A 25,617-nucleotide genomic window follows, 5' to 3' on the forward strand; every position below is an offset into this window, starting at 1 on the left:
TGCACTGTCCGGCGAAGTCGAATTCGAAGGAAGGGCAAAGTATCGCTCACGGCCGTCCATGTACCCCCTGTTTCGACGTATATCGCGTATCTTCGCGTGGGAAACGATCGGCGATCCTGTAGCCGCACCGTGCATCCTCGTTTTCATCCTGATATCGGGCGCGCTTCCCTCTTATAGTCAGAACCGCGGTGTGATGGCCGGTGGCCTGGCCGCGCTTTTGGCCAGCGGCCAGGTGAGCAGCGCGGTGACCAGCGCCCGGTTTGTGATCCAGGAAGCTCCGGTGGTCGTGGTTACTCCGGCTTCCTCGACTCTGAGTTCGTCGCAGGCGCTTTCTGTCGCGGTGTCGGCTTCGGGACGCAACGGCGTGCCCAGCGGATCCGCGACGCTGACGGCTGGCGGTTACACTTCCGCTGCAACCGCATTGAGCAATGGCGCCGCGTCGTTCAGCGTTCCGGCTGGAGTACTCACGGCCGGCACCGACGTGTTGACAGCCAGCTATGTGCCGGATGCTGCGAGCCAGCCGGTCTATAGGACCGCATCGGGGACAGCGCCGGTTACGGTCTCTGCGCCCGTCTCTGCTCCTGTCTCTGCTCCGGGGCAAACTGCGGCGACCTTCTCCATCCTCGTGGGCGGCAACATCGCGTTGAATTCCGGATCGGTCACCGGCAATACGGCTACGATCTCGATCAGCCCCTCCGGAGGATTCACGGGCACCGTGAATCTTGCCTGCTCTGTCACCTCCACGACGAGCAGCGCATCGGTTGCTCCTACCTGCAGCCTCTCTCCGAGTGTGGCCAGCATCGCAGGAGCGTCGGCCGCAGTTTCGACTCTGACTGTCGTTACCGCGGCGCCAAGTGCGGCGATGACTGCGCCGTTTTCATGGCCGCTGGCACCGGCTACGGGACTCGCCCTGATCTTCTTTTTGGGACTACCCGCGCGCCGGCTGCGCAGAGGATGGCCGCTTGCGATGCTGCTGGTCGCGACGTTCTCCCTCGCTGGACTAGGTTGCGCGGACAAAGGAACTCTGACCTCTCCGCCCGCCGCATCGTCCACAAGCGCCGCGAGCAGCCCGCAGACAGGATCGAGCGGCACCACGCCGGGAAGCTATACGGTCATCGTGAAGGGCACGTCCGGATCGATCGCGCAAGTCGCATCGATACCGCTCACCGTCAATAACTGAAGCGGGTAGGACAGGACACCGGCTCCTTAATTGCCCACAACCACCGGCATATCCAGAGTTCCGAGCCGGTGGTTGTTCCTATCGCTCACTCCCAACCGCAGGCGATATTTCCCCGGCTTCAGTGCCAGTTTCTGCTGGAAGGCGATCCCCGACTTGAGCACGGCTGCATATTGCTGTGCATCGAGATCGAGCTTGATGGTCCCCGAGGTCTGCGGAGGGCTGTCCTCCTGCGTTGGCCCATCGTTCAGAGCCACAAGCAGCACCAGCAGCTTTGCATGCCGGACGCCGTTGGTGTCGGTCGAGAACTCCACGTTTGCCGGATCGACTGTGGTTATCACATGCAGATCGGAGCTTCCCGCGTCAGGCATCTCGACATTGCCTTTCAGCAGCAATAGCGTGGATTGCGGAGCTTCCGGCTGCAGCGCCGTATTCAGCTCCTGTGCCGTATCTTCGGTCGTGATCTCTTCCGGGAAGGCAAAGTATCCTCGCCGATAGGTCAACGAATAGCCTGACTTACCCAGCTCTACTTTGATCTTGCGGAACTTCGAATCCCAATCATGATTCGCTGGGCGATACGCCAGCGTGTAATAGTTCGATCCATTTTCGAGTGACCGCCGCAGAGCTCCGGCAATGTCGTTCGATCCGAACACGGCCTCGCCACCTGTCTGGTAGGCGATATCGTTCATGGTTGTCCGCAGTGCGCTGCGATTTGAGAACTGTTGGCCGAGGGTATCGCCCATCGTATGCTTTACGCTGCCCGTGCCATCCGGACCAGACGCTACTCCCGATGTGCCGGTCAGCGCGGCTGTCGATTGCCCGCTCAACTCTGCACCCACGCCGCCTGTCTCGAGGCCCAGGGCGCTGATGGGATACACCGCGATCTGCGAGTTTGCCACAAGCTTTGCAGTATCCGCCACGGCATTGGTATCCGAGATCGGCGTGTTCGGCAGGTTCAGCGTGCCGAACTGCGCCGCCGATGTCAGGTTGTATTGTCCCTGGGTGGCGATGCTGAAGGGAAAGCTTCCCGAGACCCAGAACAGGTTCTTCCGCCCCGGATATCCCGCGGCTGCATGCGCGATGTCCGCAAAGGCTTCCAGGGTGATCCGCTGGCGGATCTCCGATGTCTGCGTGTTCTCCTCAGTCAACTGGTTGGCCAGATGCTGGATCATCATTCCCGGATCGCGGCCGCCCATGGCGTCTTCCATCCGGCCGAGTGTGTCAATGTCCCTCTGCTGCTCAGCGTCCGACTGGATGAGCCGCATATTTTTCGGGTTGATCATCTTCGCCGCCGCTGTCAGCATGTCGGAGCTGCCGGTGAAGCTCTGGAACATATGCAGCTGATCCGACAGAACGAACAACGCCACCTGCTGGCCGGGGGGCAGCGCCTTGAGAAACTCCAGCATTTGCCGCCGCGCATACTGCTGATCGGCGGGCGCGGTGTTCAGCAGGTCGAAGAGAATCATGTTCACCGACCCCGCAGGCCCACTCATAGGAACGTTCGAGAACTCGTTCCTGGCGTGAAGAGCGGCAGGCGGCACGTGGGCTGAACTTAATTCATAGGTATGCGCGACAAAGTAGTCGATGGTCTGGGGAGTTCCATCCTCCAGCACCTTGAAGTCGGCCTGCGTCAGCCCCTTCACCAAGCGCCCTGACGAGTCATGGACGACTACGTCCACATAGACGATGCGTGTAATGACGCGAATCGTATTGTCAGCAGGGACCGCGCCAGTCTGCGCAAAGACCACAGCCGGACAAAGCAAAACAGCAAGGAGACGAGAGAAGGAAGAAGAGATTGCGCACCCCGATCGAAAGAATGCCAGCAATGCTAAATGACATTTCGAACAGGAAGGAAGCAGATTAGATGGGACACGTGTTCGGGCGGAGATGGTTCCTCAGTGGAAGCGAAGAGAAAGAGCACCGACGATGAGGAGAGCGATCAACGAAAAAAGCAGGTTCAAAAGCAGAACCCAGGGAACCCATCTCGCAATCAGGACTTTCCGCGGCGGGCGGATTGCATCCTCAGCAACAGGTATATCTTTGGCTGGTTTCGCGGATGAAAGCGATGGCGCAGGAGGCTGCGTCTTCCCATTTGTTTTTGGAATTGACGCAGGTGGGTACTCGGGCCGGCGGGGCTGCACGATCTCATGGGTCGCACCATTGAGAAAAATCTGCCGCGAAGCGATACTCGTGAACTCTCCCGGTCCATCCAGTGGAGATTCTGGCTCCGCTTGTGGTAGTTGAGGAATTAGTTCATCGTCGCTGTCGTTCGACAGCGTCCGCAGGAGTGCAGTAAAACCGGCATCCAGGTCGTCAGAGTCATTTGGCGGAGCGGTTTTCGTCTGCGCGCCGTTGCCTGGCGAGTAATCCAGCTTGCGAAAAGGTTGCGTAAGCTCGGCGCCGGTCTTGTGATCCTCGGTCTGAACAGCTTGGCTGGTGCGAGGTAGCGGAGAAGAAGGAGTTTCAGCAGACGGCGATGGGTCGCGAACTTCTACCTGCCGGAAGATGCCGGTAAGGTCGGCGCTCTTTGATGCCGTCGCTCCTTGGGAAGAGTTTTTCTCCGCCGGGTTAACTTTGCCTCGCGGCTCCGTGGGCTTCGCCATATAGCACGCCTCCATTCTGTGCGGGTGGTCTTATCAAATCTCTTGAGCTGAAGAAATCACTTAAAGAACACGTACGAAGAAACAGGTGACGTTGTCTTCCGCGCCTCCCTGATGAGCAACCGCTATCAATTCGCGGCAAGTGTCTTCGAGTGGGATATCCGGATGCACCTTGCTGGCGATCTCGTCGGGCGCCATATAGCGTGTCAGCCCATCCGTCGCCAGCAATACGGCATCCCCCGGTTGCAGATCGGCGGCAAAGAAATCCGGTGTCACGACTGCGCCCACGCCGATAGCCCGCGTAATGAACTGCTGGAGCGGAGAGACGCTGCTGATTTGTGCGCCGCGCCGTAACTGCTCTGCCCGATAGGAGTGGTCCTCAGTGATTTGGATGCAGACGTTGTCGCGCAGAAAGTAGGCGCGGCTGTCACCCACATTGCCGATAACAACGTGGTTGCTGTCCACGCAGGCGGCTACTAACGTAGTACCCATGCCGCGAAGTTTTTGATTGTCTTGCGCCATCTGCCAAACGGCGCTATTCGCGTTGGCGATAGCCGCCTGCAGACGTTTCTCCGGCTCCATGTCGACGGAATAAAGCTCCTTATAAGTGCGCAGCGTGTGCTCGACAGCCAGAGCGCTCGCCACTTCTCCAGCTGCCATACCTCCCATGCCGTCGCAGACTACAAAGATATTCGTCTCTTCATCGAAGCCAAAACTATCTTCGTTGTTCGATCGTTTGCGACCTACGTCAGAGAGGCCCGCTGATTCAATGCGCACCGCCACATGAGCAGTGCGCTGCTGATGTGGACTACCGGGGGGATATCCTGTCATTGCCGATTGCCTGTCCGCATCCATTGCGTGATGATTTTCGATGAGACCGCCGCAACGGGCGGCGCATAGCGCAACTGCCTTCCGAGCGAAAATTCCTGAGATGCGCGCTGCTCGAGCGAGTTGATCGCATCCTGATTTTTGGGATCAGAGAGGATGGCTTGCGACAACAGAGATGCTCCTAGAAAGAAGTGCGCGGCGCCTTTGAATTGCTGGCCGCCATCTTGCAGATACACATTGATGGCATCGTTAGCCTGCGCAAATTGCGACGCATAGAACTCTTTGATGCCCTGGGTCAGACTTTCTTCGAGAGCTGCCGGGTCGGTAGCCATCGCGGCCATGACGCGTTTCTTGCCTGCAAGCGCATCGCTCTGACGACCATCGATCTGCAGTGCGGCGTTGTAAGCCTGCATCGCCCCTTGCAGGTCGCCTCCGTCTTCCCTGCGATGCGCATCGGCGAGGAGGGCTTTGATTTTGACAGCAGAGGCCGCCTTCGTCTTAGGAAGCTGGCCGGCGGCCTGCACCGACACCGGCGCAGGTGCAGTCGCGAGCACAGGCGCAGGAGTGTTGCGAGCGTTTTCCTGATCCTGCTTAGCGGCTGCATCCTGGGCGTCCTGCAGGTGCTTCTTCGGGTCTCCCGGTCCGTTCGGTTGAATCATCGCTGCAAACTGGTACTTTTGCGCCGCACCTTTGTAGTCATCGCTGCCAGCCATGGCTGCGGCCTGCTTCATGCTGTCGCGATAGATATTGATGTTCGTCAGCAGTTGGCTGGCCGTGTGTTGCGTGTCCGGTGTTCGTACCTGCGTGAGCAGCAACTCAGCTTTGTCAAAGTCCCCGCGCGCGTAGGCCTCTTTCCCTTGCTGCAGCACCGCCGCACTAAACTGTTCGGGAGACATCTGCCCGCTCTCGAGACGTGCTTGCTGGATCAGCCCCTGCGCAGCCTCATGATCAGGCCCCACGGTGATCTTTCCTAGATCTCGAAGCGCTCCCTGGTAATCTTTGTGCTGTAACTCGGACCGGCCCATATTGAGATTCGCGTGAGCCTGTTCGACAGCTCTTGATAAGTCGGCTTTTGCCTTTTCGCATTTCTTGTCATACTTCTTTGCATCCTGCTCCGCAGCCGTACAAAGATAATTCGCCTCTCCCTGCAGATCGCCGGAGCTCTTCGCCTGACCGGCTAGATCGCGCAGCTGATCCAACGTCTTAGATGGCTGGGAGCTTTGCGCCAACATCGAAGCGGGCAGAACGAACCACAACATATAGGCGGCGATCCTCATTGTTGGCCTCCTTTTAATATCTGTTGCATATCTACCGGAGTAAGGTCAGCCATGCATAAATGATTTTCTGCCGAGATGTCGCAGTCGACGATCGTTTGCTTGCCATCGGCCCCGGCGAGCGTCACCTTATAGTGGCCCGTCTGAACATTTTCAATTCGCAAAGGAGTAACTTCGTTTGCGCTGGGAAGCGCTATCTCATCTCCCTTATCGTTTTGAACGCCCAGGACATTCGCCCATGGTGATGCGTTGATTTCCATATCGGTTTGAACGATGAGAGGAGTGTTGGCGCCGAGAGAAGCTACACTCGGCACCCCTGCAGCCTCGGGCGCGGACTTACTGCGACTGCGCAAGATCGCAACGACGGCAAGCACCAGTAACAAAATTGTGAAGGCTGCGACACCGACAATCTTAAGTATGCGTTTCGCGGGCGAGGTCTTTCGCCGAGTTGTGCGGTTGGAGCGTGAAGCGTCCAGGCATTGCTGCTTGGCGAGATCAAATTCGCTCGCGTCTCCCCCATCGGCGAAAGGCCGGGCGAATTCAGCGCGTCGCAACGCCGTGGTTCCTTCTTGTGGCGCGCCCCGCGTTAGGGCGGATTGGGCTGCCTGCGCGGCTGAACGCAGAATTGCGCTGGCCTTGTGCTTGCGCCGCGAGGAACAAACGGCGAGGGCTTGTTTGACCTCTTCATCTTCGCCGCTCCGTTTTGCGAGCTCCTCGAGGGAACGCATGCAGCGTTTCAGATCGTCATCAGCGAGGCATTTATCGAAGGAAGCGACGGCTTGCTCCAGGGCTGCGAGTTTTTCTGCGGATTGACGCTGCTGCTCGTGTTTCCGCTCCTCACTTTGCTGGCCGGCTTGGGCAGTCTTAAGTAGTTGGTCGAAGTTTTCGTTCGTGCCGTGCTCTGCTATCGCGCTTTCGAGCAGGCTACGCGCTTCCGTAAATCTTTGTTCCGCCAACGCGGAATGAGCTTTTGCGAGTACGTCTTCGCGCGCCGCGGTGCTCTTGAGCTGACGAAGATGGGCTTGCAGGTGGGCTTTCGACTGCTGCAACGTTTCGCTGTCCGGAGCGAGGGCCAGACCTTGCTCGATAATCTCAAGAGCTCGAGCAGGATTTTCCGCAAGCAGGTCGTGCACCTGCAGCATGGTTTCTCGTACTACTTTTTGGCTGGCAGACTCCTGCTTCCTGGATTCCATCTCTATCTTGAGTTGGAGTATCAGCGAGTCGCCGGGAAGGGCCTCCAATGCGCGAGCGACGCGATTTTCTGCCTGTTCAAAATCTTCCCGATCCAACGACTCTCGGATCTCTGTCGCGATTTTCTCGAGTAACTGCTCCCGGCGTTCCCGCCTTTGCTGGGTGCCCGCGGCAAGCATCAGTTGTTGCACCTCGGCATTCGCGGGATCAATCTCGGCTGCCTGGCGTAGTTGGCTGAGCGCTGCAGCGTACTCCTGATTGCTATAACTCTCTCTTGCGCTTCGCAGCAACGCTTCGACCTGCTCGCTTTCACGCTTGCGCTTGATTTCCCGGAGAAGCACGGCGTGAGCATTACGCAAGTCGGTATTGCGCCCGTCGATCTCCAGAGCCTGCCCCAGGCATTCCTGAGCATGCTCCAAATCGCCGAGGCTGCGCGCCGCGCTAGCTTGCTCCCACAGTGCGATTACTGCCTGCTGTTGTTTCTTCTGTTCCTGCACATCTTGCAGGCGGCTTTCGAGTTGTAAGACGTTCTCTGTATCGAGCTTCTGCGCCTGCTGGAAGAACGTAATGGCATCGTCCCAGCGTCTGTCCCCGAGCGCGTTTTGTGCTTGCTCCACGATCTGGCGTAACTGTTCGCCACGCTGCAGCTGGCTTAGCTGTTCCTGTACTTCGACAATCAGCAACTTCGCATCCGTGTTGCCGGGATCGATTCGTTGCGCTTGCAGCAATATCGTTCGTGCGCTTGCGAACTGCCGCTCGGCAGCCAGTCGTCGTGCGGATTCAAGTAGAGTCGCGACACGATCGTGCTTTAAGGTATCGGCCACTACTTGCAGGTCGAAGGCCATTTCTTCGGTCGTGGCATAGCGATCCTCGACTTCCTTCGCGAGCGCTCGATCCAGGACCTTACTTATGCCTTCGGGGATATCGGGGATGTGATCCTGCAGCGGTACATACGGCTCGTAAATGACACGGTAGAGCGAGGAGATGTCTTTCCCCTTAAACGGCAGCTCCCCGGTCAGCACTTCGTACAAAATTATGCCGACCGACCATACGTCCGCTCGGCCATCGCTGGCCTCACCTTTCAGTCGTTCCGGTGCGATGTAGTGGAACGTACCCAGTAATGCATCGGTCTTGGTAAGCTGATGCGTCTGATCGACAAGCCGGGCGATACCGAAATCGACGATCGTGACGCGACCATCCGGCTGCACCAGGACGTTTGCCGGCTTCACGTCGCGATGCAGTACTCCGTGTCCGTGAGCGTAGCCAAGTCCGGCGCATAGCTGCTCAATGATCGAGATGGCCTCGAGCAGAGACAGCCGCCGGCGGGTGCGCAGCATCGCCTCGAGCGATTCGCCGGCGATGTACTCCATTGCGATGAACGGACTGCCTTCGTGTTCGCCCAGCTCATACACGGTCACGATGTTGGGGTGGCTGAGGATGCCGGATCGAGCTTCCATGTAGAAACGCTCGCGCAACTCCTCCGTTACCTCAGTTAAAGTTTTGATTGCGACATCGCGACCGATCAGGCGGTCTTCCCCGCGATACACAATACCCATGCCGCCGCGGCCCACTTCTCCGGTGATGCGGTATCGTCCGATCTGTTCGGGTACTTCCGTCGTCTTCATCGTAGGCATGGTGTGTATCCACTCGGGAGGCTGGCTGAGCTGAGATCGATAGCAGCCGGTGGCGTTCCCTTTTAAGAAAACACGTCCTGCGAGGGTTTATTCCTGGGACGCGCTCGACATTGTTTGCCAGATGAGGAATAAAACAGGAGCGGCAGGCGTTTTATCTACAGCGGCCTAAATACCGCGATGAATCGCGGGTTGAAGGCATTGTCCTGATGCCGCGTCTCACAATCTCAAGAGACATGTCATGAGTGAAGATTCGAAAAACGACAAATTCCTTCACGAGCGTAAAAGTCCGAAATCGCTAAGCAGGCAATCTTCGCTCCGGACGATATCCCGTGACGGCGAGGGCTCCAGCTCTGTGCCTGTTCTGCCGGAGGCAAAGGTCAATGCGGGGCAAGCGGTCGAGGTTGCATCGCGTCCGCAGGGAGAAGCGCGACCGGCAGCTGAGGCTGATGGACAAGAAGAGTCCTTGAATGTCACGAAGGTGCTGAATGTCAAAGAGCTGGCTACAGTGTTTTCGGCGGGCTCCAAGAATCCAGGTAAATCGAGCCTCCCTGTCGCGGACAGTGTGCCTGTTCGACATGTGGCTGCAGAAGCGGAGTCTGCCGACGCGACCAAGCTGCTCGAAGTTCAGAACCCTGCGACCGTAGTTTCCACTCGATCGGAAAGTGCCGGCGAGAAGAACACTATCTTCGATCAGAAGCCCGAGCACGATCAGAGAATTGCGGAGGATCGGGAAGGTGCGGAAGAGAGAGCTGACGATGCGGCGAGCGTAAATTCACGAGACGAGCTCAATACTCAGAGCGTGACTGCGGCAACTTTTCGAAAAATCAAACTACATGATCTTAAATCCTCCGAAGAAAGCACTGCTGCTCCGAGCGGCGACGAAAACAGCCGCGCCGAAGAACCGCAGGTTGCAGATGAAAGTGGTGCAACGCGTTTCTTTCAGGCGCCGGGTGCGTCGCAGAAGGAGCATGTTGCCGCGAAGACTCTTTCTGCGGATGTGGAGAGTTCGGACTGGCCCACATTGTGCGGTGCGGGTCAGGGGGTAGTATCAAAATTCGATCCCTTAGTCCCCGACCGACCCGTTCTGGAGTCGAGCGCATTCGGCTCTAGCAAGGATGTGGAAGAGGCTGTTGGGAAGATCCAGCCGGGACCGCAAACGTCGGGCGGAAAAGGCCGGAGTAGATTATTGTCGGCGAGCGTTGAGAGCGAAGATGGCAAGTCGACCATGCTGAAGCTAATACCCGTTCTGACCATCCTCAATCTTTGTTTTACAGCGCTTTTGCTCGGAGCAGTATTTCGTCTTGTCCATGTCCTAGGTGGTATGTCGCAGCTTGTCTCACTCTTGCACCGGTAGTTCATTTTTCTGCAACTGCATCAATTCTTGCGGCACAGGAATACGGATGACCTCGCAGTGCGCGGAATATTTTCGTCTTCTCCGTGTTTTGAATAATGCGAAGCGATTCCGGGCTATCCGATGTCCGGCAGGCTATAAGGGGGCGGTGCATGTCGGAAGCCACACTATCCGGGGCGGAGGGCGATCAACACGAGAGTGGCTCTCTCCGGCGGCAGCGCAGGTCCCGCCCGCTTGCGAAGTGGATAGAGGACGAGCCGAGGCCGCTCAATGAGCTTATGCCGATCATGGTGAGCGTATTGGAGGCGATTGCAAAGGCAAATGCCACGGAAGAGCGCCTCTGCGATCTCGACCCGCATAAGGTCATGGTTAGAAGCGACGGTGGCGTGGAGATTTCCGTGCATAAACCGTTCGATGCAGGCAAGACGTTCAATATCGGATCTGCGAAGTACACAGGTCCGGAGTATTTGGACGAAAAAATTCCCAATAAATCTAAGCTATCCAACGCTTATATTGCGGGCTTTCTTTTCTACGAGCTTCTCCTTGGCCGCAAACTCTTCGATGTGCAGTTTGGCGGAGTGAATCAGTCTGGAAACTTGGGATGGCTGGCCTGGCATGCCGATATCAAGCAGCGCGCGGCACCTCTGAGCGAGACCAAGCGGTATCCAGTCTTTGTCTGCAGGGTGATTGACCGAATGATCGAAAAGAATCCTGCCAATCGGTTGGTTGATATCGATGGCATTGCTCGGGCGTTCGGCAGTGTGAGCAATGTCACCATGGTTCACAAAATTGTGCGCGACCCGTCCTCTTCGGGGTCGCCAACTCCGAGTACCGGCGCAATCATCGCGAGACGCGAAAGCAAATTGCGGCCGTGGCTTGCGGCGCTCGGAGAGCAAAAGCTCTGGAAGTCACTTTGGAAGCATGTTGCTCCCAATGAGCCGCAACTCCGCCGCGGCAGTATCGAGGAGTTGGACCATATGTTTTCCGAAGCCGAGGAAAAACTTAAAAAGCTCGGATCATTCTTCTCCGCGAGTCAGGCAAGAGGGCCGAAGGTCGATGGATAGCCGCCTATCTTAGTTTGAGTGCGAACACTATAGCGATCAGTTGAAGAACAAAAGAAAAAGGACACGATTCATGGATCCCATTCTCACTAAGGCGGTGACTCCCGGTATCAGCGACCCGTCAGCTGGCGGGTTGGGGACGCAACTTCCGAAAGGAAGCGCGTCGCCATTCGACAAAATTAAGGCACAGCTTCAAGAGACCGCGGATCAAGTTAATCCTTCTTCCTCGCAGGCAGTACAGCCGGCAACCAACCCCGCACAGTCGGCTGGCTCCGCAGCGAACTCTGCTTCGGGAGTTACAAAGCCGGCCAGCATGCAGAGCTTGCCGCCAGGGCCCGAAAAGCTTCAACAGTCGATGGCGGTTGGGCGCTATCATCTCGATCGCGTGCAGTCGGCGGTGAAATCAAACTCGTCGGCGAGCACGATGGATAAGGTTAAAGGGAAGTTAACCAGCATCGAGGCGCAATATAACCAACTCGATGTGACTCTGCAGCAGATATCTCCGAATGCGACACCGCAGGATTGGCTGCGGCTGCAGCAGATGGCGAGCAGTATGAATGAGAACATCGCCGTGCTTTCCAAGCTTGTCGACTCCGCATCCAGCGGCGTCAAGACGATTTTGCAAACCCAGATCTAACTAGGCATGCGTATGAAAAAACATCTTTTTTATTTACCTATCGTGCTTGCAGGCGCTTTGTGGCTTACGGGGTGTTCGCGGCAGCTTGAATCTGGTCTTAACGAATACGACGCCCAGCAAATTGTCGTGCTGCTGCGTGAGAACAACATCAACGCTTCACTTGAGCTCGACCCTACGGCGAAAAAGGATGCGGCCACGTGGATTGTGAGTGTGCGCGGGCGCGATGACACTCTTATTCGGGCGTGGAAGCTTTTGGAAGAGAACGGTCTCCCGCGCGAAAAGGTAAAGGGGCTCGATAGCGTATTCGAAGATGCGGGCATGATTCCCACCGCCTCGCAGGAGAAGGCGCGTCTCATCTCCGGGCTGGATGGCGAGATCACTCGCACCCTCGACTCGCTTCCGGATGTGGCCGATGCAAGGGTGCAGGTAGTGGTGCCCGATGTCTCTCCGCTGCTGGATAAGTCGCAACAGGCGCAGCCGACAGCATCGGTGTTGATCCAGTATCGCGGCGCGGAGTTTCCGCTCGATGTAGTTCAGGTGAAGAGCCTTGTCGCCAGAAGTGTGGAGGGGCTTTCCCCTGACAACGTTGCCGTGGTCTACAAGAAGATTGCAGTGCAGCCGATTCCTGTTCAGGTACTTGGTCCGCTTTCTTTGAGTTCATGGATGGAGATTGCGGCCGTAGCTCTTGCAGTTATGGCGGCGCTTATGTCGCTCCTGGTGATTTCGGTGAACAAGGTTCGCCAGCATAAGATTCGAGCCTTGGAGAAACAGATTGCGGATCTGAAAGGCGGCGCTCCGAAGCCGAAGCAGATCGCTCCGGCGAAGGCATAAGGATAGATGGACGCATCGGTATTCGCTCACGCACTGCTGCTGAACGAAACAACTTCACGAGCCAGCATCGTCGCCTTATTGCCGGCAGAGCTTCGGGGCGCGGTCGAGGCAGAGCTGGCTCGAATGGAGAGTTTTTCACCCGAGAAATTGCGCGAAAGTCTAACGAATCTCCGAAGTGCGCAGGCCGCACGCCAGCGCGAATTGGCGGAAGAAAAGTTGGGCTATTCCCTCAAATATGCTTCACCGGTTTTGGCCGCATGGCTGGCTCGATCGTTTTAAGGGAAGGAGTGGAAGGTGTCAGAAAACATTATTAAAGCGAAGTCCGGAGCTCAACCTTCGTACCCTTCCCGCATCCCGAAGGCCGCGACGGAGGCTTTGGGGGAAGCCAAGGAAACCGTTTCGAAAGCCCGCATTGAAGCCGCGGAGATAGTAAGTGCGGCGCAGGCTGATCGGGAAAAGCTGTTTGCCGAAAGCAGGGAGCGAGGCTTCGCCGATGGCTTGAGCAAATGGAATGATGCGCTCGTCGAAGCTGGAAGAACGCGCAGAAAATATCTTGCAGAGAACGAGGGTATGTTGGTTCGACTTGCCATCGCCGTAGCACGCAAGATCGTTGGCGACGTGGCGAGCATCGATTCCAATGCCGTGCTCCACTCAGCTCGGGAAGCGATCCGGTCTGTGCGTGGCGAAGAGAAGATCAAGCTGCGAGTGCGTCCCGAAGATGAATCGACGGTGCGGCAACGAGCCATCGAATTGAAAGGATCAAACGCTGACATTGGCGAAATTTTCGTTGTCTCTGACGAGTCCATCACTCTTGGTGGCTGCATTGTCGAGAGCCCGCTCGGTACGATCGATGCCCAGTTCAGCACACAGCTGAATTCATTGGAGCAGGCCCTTTTGCGAGGAGCGGATGCCGGAAGCCACTGAATTCAGCATTGCTCCGTACCTCGCGGCGATTGATAAGTGCTCTCCGCTCGTCGCCAAGGGGCGAGTTAAGGGGCTCGTAGGCCTGCTGATACGGGCAACCGTACCTGACGCCTGGATTGGTGAGCTTTGCCTCATTCGCAATCAGCGCTCGGCGACACCGCTGAAAGCCGAAGTCGTTGGGTTCGAGGACGGCGATGTGTTGTTGATGCCTTTGGGGCCGCTTGTCGATGTGGGACCACAAAGCGAGGTTGCGCCGACGGGAAACTATCTCACTGTGAAAGTCGGCAATGAGTTACTCGGGAGAGTGCTGAACGGACTGGGCGAGCCGATGGATACCGAGTTTCAGGGTCCGCTGCTGGCCAAAGAGGAATACGCGGTCTATCAGGAAGCTCCTGATCCGATGCACCGCAATCGAGTGCTTCAGCCGATCTCGGTTGGCGTGCGCGCGATCGACGGCTTGCTGGCATGCGGTGAAGGACAGCGCATCGGGTTGTTCGCGGCAGCGGGCGTCGGAAAAAGTACGCTTCTTGGCATGATTGCCAGGAATACTGAGGCCGAAGTCAACGTTATTACTCTAGTGGGCGAGCGTGGTCGAGAAGTTCGAGACTTCCTAGAACAAGATCTGGGCCCAGAAGGGTTGAAGCGTTCCGTGATTGTTTGCGCTACATCCAACGAGCCGTCTCTCGTTCGTCTGAAGGCAGCCTATGTGGGCACAGCTATCGCCGAATACTTCCGCAACCAGGGGAAGAAGGTGATGCTGATGATGGACTCGGTCACACGTTTCGCGCGCGCACAGCGCGAGGTAGGGCTAGCCTGCGGCGAGCCACCGGCGAGAGCTGGATATACCCCTTCGGTATTCGCGGAACTACCGAGACTTCTAGAGCGAGCGGGTAACTCAGATCGCGGCTCTATTACTGCGTTCTATACCGTACTGGTGGCTGGTGACGATATGAACGAGCCCGTCGCCGATGAGGTGAGATCGATTCTGGATGGACATATCGTGATGTCGCGCGACATGGCGGGTGCGGGTCACTTTCCAGCTATCGATGTTCTAAGCAGCGTGAGCCGCGTTATGAATGCGGTCAGTACCAAGCAGCATCGTGCGGCGGCGTCGGCGATGCGTAGCGTGCTCGCAACTTACAACAAGAATAAAGACATTATTGCTCTCGGAGCTTATCAGTCGGGAAGCGATCCGAGGATCGATGATGCGGTTCGTAGAATCGACTCCATCAATGACTATCTGAAGCAAGCAACCGATGAATCGATGTCGCAGAGCGTGTCGGTGGAAAAGCTCTGCGCCATGTTCGCCACTTAACTATGGCTTTTGTATTTCGACTACAAGGGCTCCTCGAGCAGCGAATTGACCTGCGGAAAGAGGCTGAAAGGCAATTGATAGAGCGCGAGAGCGAGCTAGCCTCCGAGAGGAAAACACTTCAAGGGCTGGAAGCTTCAGTCGAGGCAGCGGCGGAACATTTTCGCAGACGCAGAGCAGAGCGGTCTGTGCCTGGAGCATTTCGAAACATGCCGATTCTGGTGCAGAACGAACTGCTACTTAGGCTAGAGATGGACGTGCGGGATGCACGTTCGGCCGTACTCTCGCAGCAGATCCTAGTGGATCAGGCATTAGAGCTAGTAGTAGAGGCAAGGAAAGTTCTCGCCACTCGAAGGCTTGATGAAGATGTTCTGGAGAAGTACCGGCAAAAAGCGGAAGCCCGGTTTGTGCAAGAGCAAAGCTATAAAGAGGAACTCGAGCAGGACGAGATTGGCAACGTAATGCACCTAAGTAGGCGGAAATGATCATTACAGACCAAAATACGGTGAATCCTCAGCAGACCGAGACTCCGCAACAGCGGCAGGAAAAGAAAGATGTCCAGAGGTCTTCAGACCGTTTTGCGAACATGCTCGACGACCAGAAGAAGCAGGAGCGGCAGTCCGACAAGGTCGTTGCCAATGCGGACAAGGAACAGGCATCGCAACGGCAAGAGAGAACGCCCGCAGGGCCCTCCCACGCTGCGAGCGGTGTAGCTGACGGCACAAGTTCTTCACCTGTGAGCCATATCGAGGCAGGCAGGACTGCGGAACCTGCTCCAACAACGCCCCCCCAGGATATTCAGAAGCTTGCCGAGGAGTTTGGTCACCAAATCGAGCTACATCAGTTGGGAGACAAGACACAGGCGGTCGACATTACGTTTCACTCGAAGACGCTTCCGGGGTTGAAGGTTCAAATCCGGCAGACGAAGGGGCAGTTAGCCATCCGTTTTTTATCGCAATCGGTGAACACCACTCAGCTTCTCTCAAAACATACCGCCAGTCTGCAGGAAGCACTTGAAAGCAAGGGGTTGAAAGTCGCAAGTCTCACACTGGCCGGAAGCCGCTACCCGACGAGTGGGCCAGGAAGTAGCCATGCCGCGACATAAACCGAAGCGTCAGTCCGGCAAACTCAAGCTGTTCGCGGACTTGAAGACATATTCTGCGACGCAGGTGAGAGAGAACAATCTCTACCGCAAGCTTTTCAAGGATCTTCCGGACTGCGCGCCGTGGGCAGAGGAGGTTTTGCGCGAGCTATTGCCGACGCCGACGGGGCATGAACTTCAGATCATTCTGACGAACGAATTGCACATTGATGAAACCCAGACGCTCGTCTTTACTCAAAAAGAGGTCTCCATTGGAAGGTCCTCAACAAGCGATATCTCGTTACCATTGCAATCGATCAGCCGCCAGCACGCTCGCATTTTCGAGCAAGATGAGGCTTTCTATATCGAAGACATGCAAAGCGTGAGCGGCACCTTCGTTAACAAGCGCAAGCTCGATGCGGCGCATCCTTGCCTTCTCAATGCCGGTGATGAAATTCGTATGTACCCTTACGTGCTGCGGGTGGCCCACAAATCTATGTGGACCCGAGATGAGGCGATAGGCGTCATCGCTTTCTCGCCGCCCGCATACCTCGGCGCAGAAGAATTTATCTCGAGTTTTAAGTCGGACACATGCTTGTTCGAAGCGCGTCTGTTTTCCAATGCAGGCGATGTGGTTCTGGCGATCAATCGTTCTCTTGTCCAAGCGATACTCTCTCGCATGCTTCGCGGCGGGGGAGACGCAGGAGCCGTCGATGCGGACGCGACATTGCTGGAGTTCGTGGCCGCTTGCGTTTTGGAGCGCCTCAACCGGAAGCTGCAGTTTCCTTTCGAGTTTTCTCTCCGTCCTTTGTCGCGGCAGACGTCGGAAAACGAATTTGGGCTCATGCTCGAAGCTGTTGTACGACTTGGGGGCGAGCATGGATACATGCGGATGTTTCTGCCGGGAAGCGTCCTGGAAAAGATGGCGACGGTGCGCAATGAATTGCCGCCTTTCACCAAGAAGCTTCTGTCGTGGCAGCTTAGCCTATGTATAGGCGCAGTGGTTTTAGACGCAGACGAAATCCTGCAGGTAGAGCCGGGAGACACGCTTGTTTATTTTCCGGAGTATTCCCTTCTCTTACCTTCTGACCCAAAGTCGGCGACGCAGCGCGGAGGTTGGCGGCTGGCTAAGGGCGAGAGTGCGCCGAGCGATTTTGTAGTTCAAAACTTTCACGAGTGGGGTTTCGAGATGCCACAAGAAGATTCGCAGGATCAGGATGCTGCGGTGAGTGCCGCCGATCTTTCTACACTGCCCATTACCATCCATGTCGTCCTCACCCGGGTCGATATGAATTTGCAGGAGCTGGAAACACTCGCGGCCGGCAGCATCATTCAACTGGATGAGGAGACCAATAGCACTGTTCAGTTAGTGAGCGGCGGCAAGGTGCTTGGAGCCGGCGAGCTGGTGAACCTGGATGACGGACGGATGGGCGTAAAAATTGCGAACTGGAGAGAACGATAGATGACAGCCGCGATTTTACTTTCTCAACAGACCTTTGCTCTGGGCTCTCTGTGGGCGGATTACGTGAAGACAGTAGTCATGCTGATCGGGGTTTGCCTGCTCGCGGTTGGCGCGCTCAAAGTGCTTGCTTCCAGGATGCGGGGAAATGCGAACGCGGCGCAGGGAGGCATTCGCGTGTTAGCCACGCAGGCGCTTGAGCCGCGTAAGACCCTATATGTTGTCCGCTCCGGCAGCACCACCATGCTGATTGCAACGAGCGGAGACGCGGTGCATTTTATGACGCAACTCGATCAGGCGGATTTCCCTGAAGAAGAGACGAATAGTCTTAGGATGCCTGAAAACAAACCTATCTTTCGTAAAGTCACCCAACTCGTTCGAGATCGCTACGCCAACCAATAGATATGACACCGGACTCCTTACCCAATCCAGTTGTAATGGTTATCATCCTCGGCGGCCTGGCCCTGGCGCCTTTTGTGCTGGTGATGCTGACCTCGTTTGTAAAGATGTCAGTCGTTCTCTCCATCCTGCGCAATGCGCTGGGCACGCAGAACGTTCCGCCTAACCAGGTAATCACGGGACTTGCATTCGTGTTGACGTTCTTCGTGATGACGCCGGTCGTCAAGCAGATGTATAACGACGCGGGATCGATCTCAGGCACCAAGGATATGTTCTCCGAAGCGAGCGTAAAGAGCGTCTTTGAAGCAGTCGGGCGTGGGAAAGAACCGTTGCGGCGCTTCCTTATCAAGCACGCACACAATGAAGACCGCCTGCTGTTTGTGGAGCTGGCTCAACGCCTGGACGAATCTCCGGATGCGCACGGCGCAAAGGCCGCTCAGCCCACTGCTTCAGTCGCAATTACCCCGGCTTCTGTCGGGACCGGTGGCGCCGCCACTACGCCAGCTGCCACTTCAAAGACCGATGCAGCGGCCACGGCTGCGAATCCCGCGGCTCAGGCTGCGCCTGCGCCACCGACTGTACAGCCGCAACCTGAGGCCTCCACCGCAAAGGAGTCGCCACTTTCGAAGGATGATTTTCAGGTCATTATCCCGGCATTTGTCACGAGCCAGCTGAAAGAGGCATTTCAGATCGGCTTCCTGATCTTTCTGCCGTTCATCATCATCGACATGGTGGTGGCCAATATTCTGCTTGCCATGGGCATGAGCATGCTCTCACCAAGCGTAATCTCGTTGCCGTTCAAGCTTCTTCTCTTTGTTCTGGTTGACGGCTGGTTCCTCATTGTCAGGGGACTTGTTCTCAGCTATGTGTAAATCGATAAGGAGAACGCCGTAGTGGATACCGAAACAATCATCTCGATTCTGCGCCAAGGCTTGTTTCTCGTGCTGATTGTCTCGGCTGGGCCTATGGCTGCCGCGCTGGTTACCGGAATCATCATCAGTATTCTTCAGGCGACGACGCAGGTGCAGGAGCAGACATTGAGCTACGTGCCGAAGATCATTGCGGTCTCCCTTTCACTCGCAATTCTCGGACCCTGGATGCTGCGAGAGATCGTGAACTTTGTCCAGATGATTTTAAATTCCATTCCGTTGGTGCATTAGTGGAAATGCTGCCAGCGCTGCAAAGTATTCTCTCGGGGCTCGGCGTTCATGCCAACGTGCAGTCCTTCTTGATGCTGTTTTTTCTGATCTTTGCTCGCATCGTCGCGGCCTTGAATCTCACGCCGTTTCTCGGCGGGAAAGCGTTGCCTAGTCAGGTTAAAGTCGGCCTTTCGGCGGCGATCGCCATGCTTCTTTATCCTTCTTTATCGAACAGCTCCGGACCTATGCCGGGCAATTTCTTCTTCTACTGTGCACTCCTGGCCAAGGAGTACATCGTCGGCATGATGATCGGCTTCATCTCGCAGATGGTCTTCTTCGGAGTCCAGATTGCGGGAATCATCATGGATACGCAACGAGGATTGAACCAGATCTCCTACCTGGCACCGGAGCTGCCGGGCAATGTTTCGGCGACAGGTAATTTGCAGATTCAAGCTTCGATTGTTTTGTTTCTTGTGCTGGGAGGCCATCTGCTCTTTCTGCGTAGCCTTGGGCTGAGTTTTCAGGTAATTCCGCTTGTTCAGTTACCGCATATGACTCCCGGCTGGGAAGCGCTTGCAGAGGAATTCACTCTCATTTCGGCCTCTGCGCTTCGTATCGGCGCACAACTTTGCGCCCCGGTCGTGCTCACAATTTTTCTGATCGATGTCTCCTTCGGCAGTGTGCAGAAGGTGGCTTCGTCGTTGAAGATCAGCAACGACACGAACACAGCAAAGTCTTGGATTGGTTTGGCGGTGTTTTGTCTTTCGGCCCCTTTCTTTTTCGAACAGCTTCAGCGGTACCTGGCTTCCATGATCCCGGCCATCGATCAGTTTGTAAGAAGTCTCGCGTGAAGGCACATCAAGAGAAGACGCGGCAATGGATATTGCGATAGATGGCCGATAAGACAGAAAAGCCGACAGCGAAGAAACTCAGGGAGGCTCGCAACAAGGGGCAGATCTCGAAGAGTACCGACCTGACACAGGCGGTGTTATTCCTCGTTTCCGGAGCCATGCTATCCGGATGGGGGCCGGGTCTAGTCGAACAGCTCAAGAAGTTTATGATCGAGTCGTTCGACGCGAAGCTTCTTTCCGGCCCACTCGACGGTTTGCTTTTCGCCCATAGAATCGGCAATGCCGGAATGCAATTTTTGCTGCTCATCATGCCTTTTTTAGCGGTCATCATGATCGCTGCAATTGCCGTAAACTTCGCGCAGACACAAGGACTCATCTTTTCACCAGAGGCTCTGTCGCCGAAGTTTTCGAAGCTTAACCCAATCGCCAGTCTTCAAAGCATGTTTCTCAAACCAAAGACGTATATCGAGCTGGCGAAGACACTGCTGAAGTTTGTCATCATCTTCTGGCTGGCTTATTCCACGGTGAAGCCCGATCTTCGCGATCTGATCGTATCGAGCAGGATCAGCCTGGAGCGAGTTGCCTCGTTCGTGCCAATTCTTCTGTTCGCTCTTTTCTTCAAAGTTGGAGGGGCGTTTCTGATATTTGGTGCGGCCGATTTCGCGATTCAGAAAAAGCTCTACATGAAAGAACTGATGATGTCGAAGGAGGAGATCAAGCAGGAGTACAAAGAGCAGGAGGGTGATCCTCATGTCAAGCACGAGCGCAAACATCTTCAGATGAAGATGCTGCAGCAGGCCGCGCCCAACCGGGTTCCGCAGGCGAAAGTGGTGGTTGTCAATCCGACACATATCGCGGTGGCCCTGGAATATGACGAGCTGACGATGAATGCTCCGCGCATGGTAGCTAAAGGGCAGATGCAGCTGGCGAAAAAAATTATCGACATCGCGAAAATGCATCAAGTCCCGGTCGTGCGGAATATTCCACTAGCCCGAAGCCTTTTTACATTAGATCTGGACGAGGAAGTGCCGGAGGACCTCTACAACGCGGTGGCGGAGATTCTGAACTTCGTAGCAAAGCTGGAGGAAACAAATGAAGGTCGATAATGTCGCCATACAGTACGAGATCCCGGGCTTCGACATCGCCCCACAGCAGTTGGAGTCCGGCGAAGAAGAGGATTTCGGCGAGGCGCCCTACAGCCGCGATCCTGGGATCACATCTCCGCCGCCTGCCGGCGGATGGCAACAGCTTCTCGGCTTGACGCAGTTATCGCCTACCCCGACCAGCATCGACCCTCCAACGCGGCAGATGACCGGAATGTGGAGGCACGGAGCGACGGCGTCATTTCAAGTTGTGAAGGATGCCGCGGCGCGGAGGGAGTCTGCGCTGGTGAATGTTTCACCAGAGGTGAGACAAATGATGACTTTGTTGGCGGGCAGAGAAGAAACGATCGCAAAAATTCGTCAGCGCGCTGGGGAGGCAGGTTGATGAGCTCTGTTCCTGCAGGCTGGAATGATGATAAGGCGTTTGCGGCGAGCGAACGAGCATATTTTCTGCATACCGAAGGACGCTATGAGGAATCGCTGACCTTATTCAAGGGACTGTTGAGCCTTTATCCGGGCAACGCCTACTACATGGATGCAATCGCGGCGATTTATCTGGCGCTGGAGCGGCCGGAGGCAGCGGTGCGAATGGCGACGGATCTGCTTAGGAGCAATCCATCGCATATACAGGGACTCGTACGACGGAGTGAGGCATATATCTCGCTGGGCATGTCGCGAGAGGCCGAGGCAGATATCCAACAACTTCGGCGGCTCGGAGCGCGAGACCAGGCCGGACGGATGGCTTTGAGGCTCGTGACCTCCCGCGGGCCAGATTGATGCCAAGAAAGCTCGTGAACTTTTTGTGGAATGACTTTCGCGGTAACGCGTTATTACCTGTAGAGCAAGATAACTGCTCCACAGGAGGAAGACATGGGTGAAATCGGATCACTGGTCGGCGGTCTAGCGAGTGACATTTTTGGCGGTGGGGGCAGCGGTGGGAGCGATTCAACCACTGGCTCTGTTCCCAGCGATAGCCAGAATCTCAGCAATCTTCAGAGCACCGATTCGCAGTCGCTTGCCAATCAGACGGCAGAGGACAATGAGGATCTTGCTTTCCAGCAGGCCAGCAAGGAAGAGTCGGATCGGGCTCAGAATGACAAGTCCGCGATCCAGGCAATCATCTAATCTTTTCGTTTGTTTTCGAAATGTCTCGTGGTGCGGCGTTATGCATATTCAGCCGCACCATGTCCTACGCGCAAAACATGTAACGGGTCCAGGCTTGCTTCTATGATAAAGCTCATTACCGCACAACTTGAAAGCATCAAAGCAGAGGTCAAGGGCGGCAATTTCAGCAGCGTTGTGACCCGGTTTAGCGACCTTATCCTGGTCGCCTGCATCGTTCTGATCGTCGGCCTTATGATCGTGCCGCTGCCGACTTTCCTTCTCGATATCTTCATAACGGCAAACATCACGATTGCAATCACGATTCTGATGGTCGCATTGTATCTATCCAACGGGGCGCAGTTAGCCTCGTACCCAACAATTTTGCTGCTCACCACGCTGTATCGGCTGGCGCTCGAAATCTCATCCACACGCTTGATTCTTCTGCAGGCAAACGCCGGAGATGTTATCAAGGCCTTCGGCGAATTTGTGGTCGGCGGAAATTTTGTGGTCGGCGCGGTGATTTTCCTTATCATCACGCTGGTTCAGTTTTTGGTCATCACCAAAGGCTCCGAGCGCGTTGCGGAGGTTGCAGCTCGCTTTACCCTCGATGCCATGCCGGGCAAGCAGATGAGCATCGACGCCGATTTGCGCTCAGGCAGCATCGATTTCAAGCTTGCACGTAAGCGTCGCCAGGCGCTGGCGAAAGAGTCGCAGTTTTACGGGGCGATGGACGGCGCGATGAAGTTCGTCAAGGGCGACGCCATAGCCGGCATCATTATTACGGTTGTCAATATCGTCGGCGGCCTCATCATCGGCGTTGCGATGAATGGAATGCCCGCATCCGAAGCTATCCAGACTTACTCTATCTTGACGATCGGCGATGGACTGGTTTCGCAGATACCTGCTCTGTTGATTTCGATCTCTGCCGGTTTGGTCGTTACCCGCGTCGCCTCTGAAGATGAAGATACGAATTTGGGCAGCGACATTGCCGGCCAGATTCTTGCGAAGCCAAAGGCTCTTGGTATTGCGGCAGTCGTTCTATTGATTCTCGGTGTGGTGCCGGGAATGCCTAAATTCGCTTTTCTTTTGCTGGCTACTATCACCGGCGGAATTTCCTATGCACTGTATCAGGCTATGGGAGTCAAGCAGAAAGCGAAGGAGCAGGAAACGGAAAGGCTCAAGCTGGTTGTGCCGCCGCCTTCGTCTGATCCTGCGATTACGCGCACCGTTCCACTCATTATGGAATTGGGCAAGGAGTTCGCTCCCTTTGTCTCCTATGAAACAGCGACGGGGAAAGAGTATTTCCGGAAGCTTGTTGAACTGCGAGACACGTTATACAGGCAGCTGGGTGTTGTCTTTCCCTCCTTACGCGTCAATCTTGAGATGCTGCCGCTCGAAAACAATAATAATTACCGCTTTTGGCTGCATGAAGCGCCTATCGCCACTGGAACCATTTTGAGCGATCGCGTGTTAGTTAACTCATCGGCGGATCAGCTTGCTAAGTTCGGAGTTCAAGCGGAAGCGACAATGAATCCCGCAGACTTTAAGCCGGCGGCATGGATCACTCGGGCAGAGAAAGGGCGGATAGCGTCGCTTCAGATGAAGGTATGGGAGACGGATGACGTACTCCTGCTGCAGATTTCGAGATTTCTGCGTTCGCACGCCATGGACTTCATCACGGTTCAGGAAGTGCAGTGGATGATCAACGAAACACGGAAGCTGTACCCTGCGCTGGTAGAGGAGGTCGTACCGAAGATTATCGGCATGCAGCAGCTTACCGACATCCTTAAGCGGCTGCTCAGCGAAGAGGTCAGCGTGCGGGATCTCAAGGTAATTTTGCAGGCGATTGCGGAATGGTATCGAATCGACGGGGGCGATACCTTCGAAATTGCCGAGCATGTGCGCGTGGCTTTGCGCCGTCGCATCTGTTTCAGCCTGAGCGGCGGTAAACCACGATTGCTCATCTATCAACTTGATCCGGGTATCGAAGATATGCTGCGGGATGCGATTCGACAGGGGCCGGCTGGATCGTTCCTTGCACTCGACTATGAGCAGCGAGGGCAGCTCGTGCAGGCCTTGAGCGAGCAGATAGCCGATGTCTCTTCGCGAACTCAAAGTCCGGTGTTGTTGGTGGATGCATCGGTACGCAGGTACATCAGGTCGGCCGTAGGTGATGATTTTCCCGAATTGCGGGCCATCAGCTATAACGAGATCGCTCCGGAGATCCAACTAGAGCCTATGGGAACGATTACGTTCGCGCCCAAGGAAACGACTGAAGAAGAGCAGCTGGCTACAACGTAAGACACCGGATATCTATGACCGCAACAAGCAGTAAAAAGACGAACGAGACGACTGACTCCGCCGACGAGAGCCATACTCCCCCGGACTGGATGATGTTCCCGGCATTGAACGAGGCCTGGATAAAATCCGCCGATGAGGTCATTGATCTGATGGCTGAGCGAGTTTCCAGTTACGAAGTTATAGGACTCTCAGGTGCGCCGGCAGAGAGGTCGAAAGCGCGGTTAATCGCGCAGAGCTATGCGCAGGTTCACTCCGTGTTGAAGGAGCTCAAGGCTAGCCAGGAAAACGCGGTTTCAGGTAAAGGCCGAACCACATAGGAGCTGCAAGCATGGGTACATTTCTTCCCACCAACGGGCTTCCTCCTCCGGAGGATAACGATCAAGCGCTGCAGCGGGAGATGCAACAGGCACGCCTTCAGCAGGCGCAGTTGTATACCCAGATGCAGGCCCAGCTGATGAAGCAGAGTAAAGGGCCGAGTGCGTTCCGGAAGATTATGGGTGCCATTACTGGAGTTGCGGCGAACGTTTTTGCTCCGGGACTGGGCGGTGCCGTGGGCGGCATGATTATGGGCAATAATCAGTCGAGCTCGGTTAATAATCTGGTCGCGCTCAACGCATTGAATACATTTGGCGCGAATGCGGGACTGAACGGAAACGCTACCGCCAGCAATCAGAGCGCGCTGAATGCCATGAACGCGAGCAATGCCGCCATGCAGCAGAGAACTACAGAGCATCTGGACGCGATCCAGAAGGAGCTCACCGAACTAGCTGGACTTCCTAAGGGACCCGATCCGGTATCGTTTCTTGCGCTCGCCGAAAAGACAAATGCCGAGTCCGAGATTTTTCAGGCAACTACGGCGATTGCCAAAGCAAAGCATGAGGCTGCGATGGCAGCGATTCAAAATATCAAGGACTAGGCGACTGAACCGAAGGATTGAACGATGCGGGTTCCAGCAAAAGAAGTGGCTCTGATGATGGAAGTCGGTCATCTGTGCAGATATGCGAGGCGGTTCCGCGAGGCTCAGCAAATCTTTCAGGGGGTTGGCGCGCTCCTGCCTGCGAGAGATATCGCGGATCTCGGTCTGGCGGCGGTTGCTTGCGACGAACTTAAATTTGAAGAAGCGGAACGCCTGTGCCGTCGAGTACTACATTCGGATAGCCGAAATGTTGCAGCCTACGCGCAGCTTGCTGAAGTACAGATCGGATGCAACGATATCGGGAGCGCCAAGAATACTTTGAAGGCAGCTCGTGATCTGAGACCTGTAGAGCCATTAGTCTCGCTGGTCAGCTCTTTGCAACGATTGGTGGACTTGTTGCAGAAGCTACAGCATGCGGAGACGCCAAAGCTTGTCGCGCGCTGA

Annotated in this window: 28 protein-coding genes; 23 read left to right on the top strand and 5 right to left on the bottom strand. The window is 55.8% G+C overall.

The genetic code is table 11. From position 1 onward, the window contains the following. Positions 1–58 precede the first annotated feature (58 nt). Positions 59–1,180 carry an Ig-like domain repeat protein gene (locus tag XX99_RS02485; protein ID WP_050057771.1) on the top strand — a complete coding sequence of 374 codons (1,122 nt, stop codon included), beginning with the start codon at positions 59–61 and terminating at the stop codon, positions 1,178–1,180. Between the two features lie 26 nt (positions 1,181–1,206). On the opposite strand, the gene XX99_RS02490 is transcribed toward XX99_RS02485, so the two are convergent. The 5 genes from XX99_RS02490 to XX99_RS02510 all read right to left on the bottom strand — a co-directional run bounded on the left by XX99_RS02490 (position 1,207) and on the right by XX99_RS02510 (position 8,704). Continuing rightward, a complete protein-coding gene (locus XX99_RS02490) occupies positions 1,207–2,925 on the bottom strand; it encodes a VWA domain-containing protein (RefSeq protein WP_197081814.1) in 1,719 nt (572 codons plus the stop codon). Positions 2,926–3,072: 147 nt separating this feature from the next. Further along, positions 3,073–3,780 carry a hypothetical protein gene (locus XX99_RS02495; RefSeq protein WP_050057773.1) on the bottom strand — a complete coding sequence of 236 codons (708 nt, stop codon included), beginning with the start codon at positions 3,778–3,780 and terminating at the stop codon, positions 3,073–3,075. Between the two features lie 60 nt (positions 3,781–3,840). Continuing rightward, complete coding sequence (locus XX99_RS02500; RefSeq protein WP_050057774.1) at positions 3,841–4,608, bottom strand: protein phosphatase 2C domain-containing protein; 768 nt, start codon at positions 4,606–4,608, stop codon at positions 3,841–3,843. Continuing rightward, the gene (locus XX99_RS02505; RefSeq protein WP_050057775.1) at positions 4,605–5,882 is read right to left on the bottom strand and encodes a hypothetical protein; all 1,278 of its coding nucleotides are present in this window, start codon (positions 5,880–5,882) and stop codon (positions 4,605–4,607) included. The genes XX99_RS02500 and XX99_RS02505 overlap by 4 nt, the downstream gene beginning before the upstream one ends. Beyond that, positions 5,879–8,704: a serine/threonine-protein kinase gene (locus XX99_RS02510; protein ID WP_050057776.1), complete on the bottom strand. Its 2,826-nt coding sequence runs from the start codon at positions 8,702–8,704 to the stop codon at positions 5,879–5,881. The genes XX99_RS02505 and XX99_RS02510 overlap by 4 nt, the downstream gene beginning before the upstream one ends. A 238-nt stretch (positions 8,705–8,942) precedes the next feature. Between XX99_RS02510 and XX99_RS02515 the strand changes: the two genes are divergently transcribed. From XX99_RS02515 to XX99_RS02620, 22 genes are all read left to right on the top strand, one after another. Continuing rightward, on the top strand, positions 8,943–10,058 hold the full coding sequence (locus tag XX99_RS02515; protein WP_050057777.1) for a hypothetical protein: 1,116 nt from the start codon (positions 8,943–8,945) through the stop codon (positions 10,056–10,058). A gap of 149 nt (positions 10,059–10,207) precedes the next feature. Then, the gene (locus tag XX99_RS02520; RefSeq protein WP_156185755.1) at positions 10,208–11,119 is read left to right on the top strand and encodes a serine/threonine-protein kinase; all 912 of its coding nucleotides are present in this window, start codon (positions 10,208–10,210) and stop codon (positions 11,117–11,119) included. A 70-nt stretch (positions 11,120–11,189) separates the two neighbouring features. Next, positions 11,190–11,753 carry a hypothetical protein gene (locus XX99_RS02525; protein WP_050057779.1) on the top strand — a complete coding sequence of 188 codons (564 nt, stop codon included), beginning with the start codon at positions 11,190–11,192 and terminating at the stop codon, positions 11,751–11,753. A 12-nt stretch (positions 11,754–11,765) separates the two neighbouring features. After that, complete coding sequence (locus tag XX99_RS02530) at positions 11,766–12,584, top strand: hypothetical protein (protein ID WP_184084503.1); 819 nt, start codon at positions 11,766–11,768, stop codon at positions 12,582–12,584. A gap of 6 nt (positions 12,585–12,590) precedes the next feature. Further along, positions 12,591–12,863, top strand: coding sequence for a hypothetical protein (locus XX99_RS02535; protein ID WP_050057781.1), 273 nt, complete (start codon positions 12,591–12,593; stop codon positions 12,861–12,863). A 15-nt stretch (positions 12,864–12,878) separates the two neighbouring features. After that, the gene (locus XX99_RS02540; RefSeq protein ID WP_082125187.1) at positions 12,879–13,508 is read left to right on the top strand and encodes a FliH/SctL family protein; all 630 of its coding nucleotides are present in this window, start codon (positions 12,879–12,881) and stop codon (positions 13,506–13,508) included. Continuing rightward, a complete protein-coding gene (gene sctN / locus XX99_RS02545) occupies positions 13,492–14,823 on the top strand; it encodes a type III secretion system ATPase SctN (RefSeq protein ID WP_050057783.1) in 1,332 nt (443 codons plus the stop codon). The genes XX99_RS02540 and sctN overlap by 17 nt, the downstream gene beginning before the upstream one ends. A gap of 2 nt (positions 14,824–14,825) precedes the next feature. Beyond that, entirely contained in the window at positions 14,826–15,305 is a 480-nt protein-coding gene (locus XX99_RS02550; RefSeq protein WP_050057784.1) for a hypothetical protein, read from the top strand. Beyond that, entirely contained in the window at positions 15,302–15,925 is a 624-nt protein-coding gene (locus XX99_RS02555) for a flagellar hook-length control protein FliK (protein WP_050057785.1), read from the top strand. Before XX99_RS02550 ends, XX99_RS02555 begins: the two co-directional genes overlap by 4 nt. Positions 15,926–16,061: 136 nt before the next feature. Continuing rightward, complete coding sequence (locus XX99_RS02560; RefSeq protein WP_184084505.1) at positions 16,062–17,363, top strand: FHA domain-containing protein; 1,302 nt, start codon at positions 16,062–16,064, stop codon at positions 17,361–17,363. Continuing rightward, positions 17,364–17,762: a flagellar biosynthetic protein FliO gene (locus tag XX99_RS02565; protein WP_050057787.1), complete on the top strand. Its 399-nt coding sequence runs from the start codon at positions 17,364–17,366 to the stop codon at positions 17,760–17,762. Positions 17,763–17,797: 35 nt separating this feature from the next. Then, positions 17,798–18,631, top strand: coding sequence for a flagellar type III secretion system pore protein FliP (locus XX99_RS28280; protein ID WP_269430948.1), 834 nt, complete (start codon positions 17,798–17,800; stop codon positions 18,629–18,631). A gap of 21 nt (positions 18,632–18,652) precedes the next feature. Next, the gene (fliQ, locus tag XX99_RS02575; RefSeq protein ID WP_050057789.1) at positions 18,653–18,919 is read left to right on the top strand and encodes a flagellar biosynthesis protein FliQ; all 267 of its coding nucleotides are present in this window, start codon (positions 18,653–18,655) and stop codon (positions 18,917–18,919) included. A gap of 5 nt (positions 18,920–18,924) precedes the next feature. Beyond that, entirely contained in the window at positions 18,925–19,749 is an 825-nt protein-coding gene (locus tag XX99_RS02580; RefSeq protein ID WP_050057790.1) for a flagellar biosynthetic protein FliR, read from the top strand. 41 nt (positions 19,750–19,790) lie between these two features. After that, complete coding sequence (locus XX99_RS02585) at positions 19,791–20,855, top strand: EscU/YscU/HrcU family type III secretion system export apparatus switch protein (protein WP_050057791.1); 1,065 nt, start codon at positions 19,791–19,793, stop codon at positions 20,853–20,855. Next, on the top strand, positions 20,842–21,237 hold the full coding sequence (locus XX99_RS02590; RefSeq protein ID WP_050057792.1) for a hypothetical protein: 396 nt from the start codon (positions 20,842–20,844) through the stop codon (positions 21,235–21,237). Before XX99_RS02585 ends, XX99_RS02590 begins: the two co-directional genes overlap by 14 nt. Further along, positions 21,237–21,629: a tetratricopeptide repeat protein gene (locus tag XX99_RS02595; RefSeq protein WP_050057793.1), complete on the top strand. Its 393-nt coding sequence runs from the start codon at positions 21,237–21,239 to the stop codon at positions 21,627–21,629. The genes XX99_RS02590 and XX99_RS02595 overlap by 1 nt, the downstream gene beginning before the upstream one ends. A 93-nt stretch (positions 21,630–21,722) precedes the next feature. After that, positions 21,723–21,977, top strand: a complete 255-nt coding sequence (locus XX99_RS02600; protein WP_050057794.1) for a hypothetical protein — start codon at positions 21,723–21,725, stop codon at positions 21,975–21,977. A gap of 102 nt (positions 21,978–22,079) precedes the next feature. Then, positions 22,080–24,257, top strand: a complete 2,178-nt coding sequence (gene sctV / locus XX99_RS02605; RefSeq protein WP_050057795.1) for a type III secretion system export apparatus subunit SctV — start codon at positions 22,080–22,082, stop codon at positions 24,255–24,257. A gap of 14 nt (positions 24,258–24,271) precedes the next feature. Further along, on the top strand, positions 24,272–24,574 hold the full coding sequence (locus XX99_RS02610) for a hypothetical protein (RefSeq protein WP_050057796.1): 303 nt from the start codon (positions 24,272–24,274) through the stop codon (positions 24,572–24,574). Between the two features lie 11 nt (positions 24,575–24,585). Then, positions 24,586–25,173, top strand: coding sequence for a hypothetical protein (locus tag XX99_RS02615; protein WP_050057797.1), 588 nt, complete (start codon positions 24,586–24,588; stop codon positions 25,171–25,173). Positions 25,174–25,227: 54 nt separating this feature from the next. Continuing rightward, complete coding sequence (locus tag XX99_RS02620) at positions 25,228–25,617, top strand: tetratricopeptide repeat protein (RefSeq protein ID WP_184084509.1); 390 nt, start codon at positions 25,228–25,230, stop codon at positions 25,615–25,617.

The organism is Silvibacterium bohemicum (assembly GCF_001006305.1).
GTDB classification, from domain to species: domain Bacteria; phylum Acidobacteriota; class Terriglobia; order Terriglobales; family Acidobacteriaceae; genus Silvibacterium; species Silvibacterium bohemicum.